General features: G+C 66.5%; 7 protein-coding genes. 3 read left to right on the plus strand and 4 right to left on the minus strand.

Annotation, left to right across the window (positions count from 1 at the left end; all coding sequences use genetic code 11):
* The 3 genes from Q0O97_RS17090 to Q0O97_RS17100 form a co-directional block, all read right to left on the minus strand.
* A partial coding sequence (locus tag Q0O97_RS17090; protein WP_294932279.1) for a DNA topoisomerase (ATP-hydrolyzing) occupies positions 1–1,607 on the minus strand: 1,607 nt, incomplete at its 3' end.
* Between the two features lie 154 nt (positions 1,608–1,761).
* Positions 1,762–2,253 (minus strand): disulfide bond formation protein B, encoded by a 492-nt coding sequence (locus Q0O97_RS17095; protein WP_294932261.1) that lies wholly within the window; start codon positions 2,251–2,253, stop codon positions 1,762–1,764.
* A 60-nt stretch (positions 2,254–2,313) separates the two neighbouring features.
* On the minus strand, positions 2,314–2,910 hold the full coding sequence (locus tag Q0O97_RS17100; RefSeq protein ID WP_294932264.1) for a DedA family protein: 597 nt from the start codon (positions 2,908–2,910) through the stop codon (positions 2,314–2,316).
* Between the two features lie 139 nt (positions 2,911–3,049).
* On the opposite strand from Q0O97_RS17100, the gene Q0O97_RS17105 reads away from it, so the two are divergent.
* Complete coding sequence (locus Q0O97_RS17105) at positions 3,050–3,895, plus strand: neutral zinc metallopeptidase (protein WP_294932267.1); 846 nt, start codon at positions 3,050–3,052, stop codon at positions 3,893–3,895.
* Between the two features lie 9 nt (positions 3,896–3,904).
* On the opposite strand, the gene Q0O97_RS17110 is transcribed toward Q0O97_RS17105, so the two are convergent.
* Positions 3,905–4,093 (minus strand): hypothetical protein, encoded by a 189-nt coding sequence (locus Q0O97_RS17110; protein ID WP_294932270.1) that lies wholly within the window; start codon positions 4,091–4,093, stop codon positions 3,905–3,907.
* Between the two features lie 61 nt (positions 4,094–4,154).
* Here Q0O97_RS17110 and Q0O97_RS17115 point away from each other — a divergent pair, with 61 nt between their 5' ends.
* Entirely contained in the window at positions 4,155–4,613 is a 459-nt protein-coding gene (locus Q0O97_RS17115; RefSeq protein WP_294932273.1) for a type II toxin-antitoxin system RatA family toxin, read from the plus strand.
* A gap of 272 nt (positions 4,614–4,885) precedes the next feature.
* Positions 4,886–5,886: signal recognition particle receptor subunit alpha (locus Q0O97_RS17120; protein ID WP_294932276.1), on the plus strand; the 1,001-nt coding region annotated here is incomplete at its 3' end.

Consider the following 5,886-nt stretch of genomic DNA (forward strand, 5'->3'; position numbering starts at 1 on the left):
TAGCCGCCCGAGGTGATGGTGACGACCATGTCCTCGCGCTCGATCAGGTCCTCGTCGTCCATGTCGCCGGACCAGTCGCTGATCTCGGTGCGGCGGGGGACGGCGAACTGCTCGCGCACCTCGCGCAATTCGTCGGCGATGATGCCCATGATCCGCTCGCGCGAGGCAAGGATGGCCAGATACTCGCGGATCGCGTCGGCCAGGGATTTCAACTCGTCCGTGACCTCTTTCACGCCGATCTGGGTCAGGCGTTGCAGGCGCAGTTCCAGGATGGCGCGGGCCTGCGCCTCGGACAGGTTATAGGTGCCGTCCTCGTTCACCGGATGCTTGGGGTCGTCGATCAGGCGCAGGTATTCGACGATCTCATGGGCGGGCCAGCGGCGTTCCATCAGGCGCGCGCGGGCCTCGGCGGCATCGGCGCTGCTGCGGATGGTCGCCACGATCTCATCGACGTTGCTGACCGCGACGGCAAGGCCGCACAGGATATGGCTGCGCTCGCGTGCCTTGCGCAGTTCATAGGCGGTGCGGCGGGCGACGACATCCTCGCGGAAGGTGATGAAATGGGTCAGGAAGTCGCGCAGGGTCAATTGCTCGGGGCGGCCGCCGTTCAGAGCCAGCATGTTGGCGCCGAAACTGGTCTGCATGGGGGTGAAGCGGAAAAGCTGGTTCAGCACCACCTCGGGCGTCGCGTCGCGCTTGAGGTCGATGACCACGCGCACTCCCACGCGGTCGGATTCGTCCTGCACATGGGCGATGCCCTCGATCCGCTTTTCCTTGGCCAGTTCCGCGATCTTTTCGATCATCACGGCCTTGTTCACCTGATAGGGGATCTCGTCGATGATGATGGAATAGCGCCCGTTGCGGGTTTCCTCGATCCGGGTCTTGGCCCGCAGCACGATCGAGCCGCGCCCCTCGAGGTAGGCCTTGCGCGCGCCCGAGCGGCCCAGGATCGTGCCGCCGGTCGGAAAATCGGGGCCGGGGACGATCTCGATCAGGCGCTCGGTCGGCAGGTCGGGGTCCTCGATCAGGGCCAGCGTGGCGTCCACGACCTCGCCCAGGTTGTGGGGCGGGATGTTCGTGGCCATGCCGACGGCGATGCCGCCCGCGCCGTTGACCAGCATGTTCGGGAAGCGCGCGGGCAGGACGGTCGGCTCGCGGTCCTTGCCGTCGTAGTTGTCCTGGAAATCGACCGTATCCTTTTCGATATCGGCCAGAAGGAAGGCGGCGGGCTTGTCCATCCGCACCTCGGTATAGCGCATGGCGGCGGCATTGTCGCCATCCATGCTGCCGAAGTTGCCCTGGCCGTCCAGAAGCGGCAGCGACATGGAAAACGGCTGCGCCATCCTGACCAGCGCGTCATAGATCGCGAAGTCGCCGTGGGGGTGGTATTTACCCATGACGTCGCCGACCGGACGCGCCGACTTGCGATAGGGCTTGTCGTGGGTGTTGTTGGTTTCGTGCATCGCAAACAGGATGCGGCGGTGAACCGGCTTCAGCCCGTCGCGCAGATCGGGGATCGCGCGGCTGACGATGACCGACATCGCATAGTCCAGATAGGCGGTGCGCATCTCGTCCGAGATGTTCACGATCGGCCCGTCATGGGGCATCACGCTGCGCTCTTCGCCCTGCGGCGCGGCGTCGGGGGTGATGTCGTCGTCGTTGTTGGGGGTATCCGCCACGGTTTCGCCTCAAGATATAGTTGGGGGACGGTATATCCCCCACTCGGCTTGGGTGCAATCGCGCAGCGCGCGCTTTGGGGCCTTATGCCCCGCGAAGGGGCGCCCTGCCGCGGGCCGAGACCGCCCAGGCCCCCGCCAGCACGGCCGAGCAGATGCCGTTCCACCCCGCCATCGAGATGCCCAGGAAGCGCCAGGCAACCTCGTCGCAGCGCGTGATGGGTGCGGCCTGAAGCTGGGTCAGCAGGTCCTGCGTGGAAAGCTGCGTCAGGTTCCCGACCCCGCCCGAACAATGCTGCGGCCCGGCCCACCAGCGCAATTCGACCCCGAAATGGTGGATCGCCAGCGCCGTCGCGGTGATGGCGGCAAGCAGCCCCAGCAGCGCCAGCCAGCGCCGCCAGCCGAGATACCAGATCGCCGCGCCGATCAGCGCCGCCGCGACATGGGGCCAGCGTTGCAGGATGCACAGCTCGCAAGGCGCATAGCCCAGCCACTGGAAGAACAGCGCCGCCGCAAGCAGTCCCAGCGACCCAAGCCCGGCCAGCGCGCCGATATCTCTGTCCGACAAACCCAACATGATCCCGCCGTTACGCCCGCCGCGCCGATTGCGCAAATGCCAATGCCGTGAATGCCGCGCCTATTGCGGCTTCCATGTGATCACGCGGTAGAGATAGACCACGATCACCGTCACCAGCACCGCCTTGGACACCGGGTCGATATAGCTTTCCAGCCGCGCATACTGGCTTTCCAGCACCACCCCCGCCAGCGTCAGGAAAGCCGTCCAGATCGTGCTGCCGATGGTGGTATAGGCCAGAAAGGGCAGGAAGCGCATCCGCGCAAACCCCGCCGGGACCGAGATCAGCGTGCGGATCGCCGGGATCATCCGCCCGAAGAACACCGCCATGTTGCCGTAGCGCAGGAACCAGTCGCGTGCCGTGTCGATATCCGAGGGCGACAGCGTGACAAGCCGCCCGTAGCGCGCGGCAAGGCGCCTCAGCCGGGTCTCGCCGATGGCCAGCGCGACCCAATACCAGCAGAGCGTCCCCAGGACCGATCCCGCCGTGCCGAAGAATATCACCAGCCACAGGTTCATCTCGCCCGTCGCGGAAAGATAGCCCGCCAGCGGCATGATGACTTCCGAAGGGATGGGGGGGAACAGATGCTCGACCAGCATCAGCAGGAAGATGCCGCCATAGCCCCAATCGCCGATGGCACCCAGAACCCAGTCGAACATGTCGCCCCTCTCGCTGTCTTGTCCTTGCGGGGTTGCTGGGTCGGGCGGGCGCGCATGTCAACCCGTAACCCGCTTGAGCGCGCGCGCCCCTCGCGCTAGCGTGAGCGGATGGGGCGGACCGGGCAGGGGAATCGGCGCGATGAAATGGCGGGGAAGGCGGGGCAGCCGCAATGTCGAGGACCGGCGCGGCATGACCGCCTCGGGCGCGGGCGGCATGGGCGTCGTGGGGATGCTGGTCGTGCTGGCGGTGGGCTATTTCCTGGGGATCGACATCTCGCCGCTGGTCAGTGCCATCGACGATGCGCCGCCCGGAGAAAGCCGCGAACTGACCGCCGAGGAACAGCAGATCGGCCAGTTCGTGTCCGTCGTGCTGGCCGATACCGAGGAAGTCTGGGCCGAGGTCCTGCCCGCACAGGCGGGCATCGCCTATCGCGACCCGGTGCTGGTGCTGTTTTCGGGCGTGGTGCAATCGGCCTGCGGCAGCGCGTCCTCGGCGATGGGGCCGTTCTACTGTCCGGGCGACCATCGGCTGTATCTGGACACGGATTTCTTTCGCGTCATGCGCGACCGGATGGGGGCGGGCGGGGATTTCGCCTATGCCTATGTCATCGCCCATGAGGTCGGCCACCATGTCCAGAACCTGACCGGCACGCTGGGTCAGGTCAATCGCGCCCGCGCCCGCGCCTCGGAACGCGACGCCAACCGGATCTCGGTCCTGACGGAATTGCAGGCGGATTGCTATGCGGGCATCTGGGCGCGGCAAGCCAGCGAGCAGTTCGGCACCATCGACGAGGGCGATATCCGCGAGGCGATCACCGCCGCCGGTGCGGTCGGCGACGATGTCCTGGCCCAGTCGGCGGGGCGGGTGCCGGTGCCCGACAGCTTCACCCACGGCTCGGCCTCGGACCGGCAGGAATGGTTCATGCGCGGCTTCGACAGCGGGCAGATGGCGGCCTGCGACACGTTTTCGCGCCGGGGTGGCTGAAGGCGGCGGTCAGGGGCGCGGCAGGCGGACGCCACGCTGACGCTCCATCGTTGCCCATTCGGGCCAGAGGCCGAAATATTCCAGCCCCACGATCGCCAGCGCGATCGCGATGACGGCAAGGACCAGCGCAACCATTCGCGGGCTTGGCGGGTTTCTGACCCAGCGTGCCGCACGCACCAGCCACATGAGGTTGTTCATCCCGCTTCACTCCTGCTAGTTCTGCCGCAGCAAGACACGCCCAAGCAGACGGACCTTCTCATTGCCCCATCACAGCGACAGCCGGATCGTGCCTTATACCGCCACCCAGATGTATGAGCTGGTGGCCGATGTTGAAAGCTATCCCGAGTTTCTGCCCTGGAACAGCGCCGCGCGCATCCGCTCGCGCAGCCCCGGTCCGGGCGGGGCCGAGGTGATCGAGGCCGATCTGGTGATCAGCTTCAAGGTCTTTCGCGAACGATTCGGCAGCCGCGTGACCCTGTGGCCCGAGGACCAGCGGATCGACACCGAATATCTGGACGGCCCGTTTCGCTATCTGCACAGCGGCTGGCAATTCGCCGACCTGCCCGAAGGCGGATGCAAGGTCGATTTCTTCGTCGATTTCGAATTTCGCAACGCGATCCTGGGCAAGGTCATCGGCGTGGTCTTTGGCGAGGCGATGGCGCGCATCGTCCGCGCCTTCGAGGATCGCGCGCGTGCGCTTTACGGTCAGGGGGGCTGATCCAGCGGACTGGCCTGCGGCCAGACGCCTTTTGTTGAAAAGCGGCCCCGGGGGCCGCTTTGGTCCCGGTCCGGCGGCAGGCTGTCCATATTTGCATCGTGCCCGTCGCGGGTTGACTTGCCGGGCCGCATGGGGGTAAGGAAACCGCGACTCTCCGGAAGGCGAACCCTTCCGGTCCCCGCGTGCCGGGGATCGCCCCCCGTCAGCGCGTTGCGCCCACGGGGGCGGAACTGTTTGGAGAAAATGTCACCAGCGCCGCAGGAGGGCCGCCGATGTTTGAAAACCTGTCCGACCGCCTTGGTGGCGTCTTCGACCGGCTGACGAAGCAGGGCGCGCTTTCCGCAGACGACGTTACCGCCGCCATGCGCGAGGTCCGCGTGGCCCTGCTGGAGGCCGACGTTTCCCTGCCCGTGGCCCGCAGCTTCGTCAAGGCGGTCACGGCCAAGGCGACCGGCGCAGCGGTCACGAAATCGGTGACGCCCGGCCAGCAGGTGGTCAAGATCGTCCATGACGAGCTGATCCGCGTCCTGCAAGGCGAGGACGAACCCGACGCATTGCGCATCGACAACCCGCCCGCGCCGATCCTGATGGTGGGGCTGCAAGGCTCGGGCAAGACGACGACCACGGCGAAGCTGGCCCGGCGGCTGGCCGAGCGGGAAAAGAAGCGGATCCTGCTGGCCAGCCTCGACACGCAACGCCCCGCCGCGATGGAGCAGCTTGCCATCCTGGGCAAGCAGATCGGCGTCGATACCCTGCCGATCGTGCCCGGCGAAAACGCCGTCCAGATTGCGAAACGCGCCAGGCAGCAGGCGACGCTGGGCGGCTACGACGTCTATATCCTGGACACTGCCGGCCGGCTGCATATCGACGAAGTGCTGATGGACGAGGTGCAGGCCGTCCGCGACGTGGCGCAACCGCGCGAAACACTGCTGGTCGTCGATGGGCTGACGGGTCAGGTCGCCGTCGAGGTCGCGCAGGAATTCGACGACAAGGTGGGCATCTCGGGCGTCGTGCTGACGCGGATGGACGGCGACGGGCGCGGCGGTGCGGCGCTGTCGATGCGCGCGGTCACCGGCAAGCCGATCCGCTTTGTCGGCCTTGGCGAAAAGATGGACGCGCTGGAAACCTTCGACGCAAGCCGCGTCGCGGGCCGCATCCTGGGCATGGGCGATATCGTGGCCCTTGTCGAAAAGGCGCAGGAGGTGCTGGAGGTCGAGCAGGCCGAGCGCATGATGAAGCGCTTCCAGAAGGGTCTGTTCAACATGAACGACCT

Origin of the sequence: uncultured Paracoccus sp. (assembly GCF_945915435.1) — a bacterium.
In the GTDB taxonomy this organism is placed as follows: Bacteria; Pseudomonadota; Alphaproteobacteria; order Rhodobacterales; family Rhodobacteraceae; genus Paracoccus.

Bases quoted from the DNA above. Each gene is read 5' to 3' on its own strand.
- Q0O97_RS17095 (WP_294932261.1), bottom strand. From the start codon at position 2,253: ATGTTGGGTTTGTCGGACAGAGATATCGGCGCGCTGGCCGGGCTTGGG.
- Q0O97_RS17100 (WP_294932264.1), bottom strand. From the start codon at position 2,910: ATGTTCGACTGGGTTCTGGGTGCCATCGGCGATTGGGGCTATGGCGGC.
- Q0O97_RS17105 (WP_294932267.1), top strand. From the start codon at position 3,050: ATGAAATGGCGGGGAAGGCGGGGCAGCCGCAATGTCGAGGACCGGCGC.
- Q0O97_RS17110 (WP_294932270.1), bottom strand. From the start codon at position 4,093: ATGAACAACCTCATGTGGCTGGTGCGTGCGGCACGCTGGGTCAGAAAC.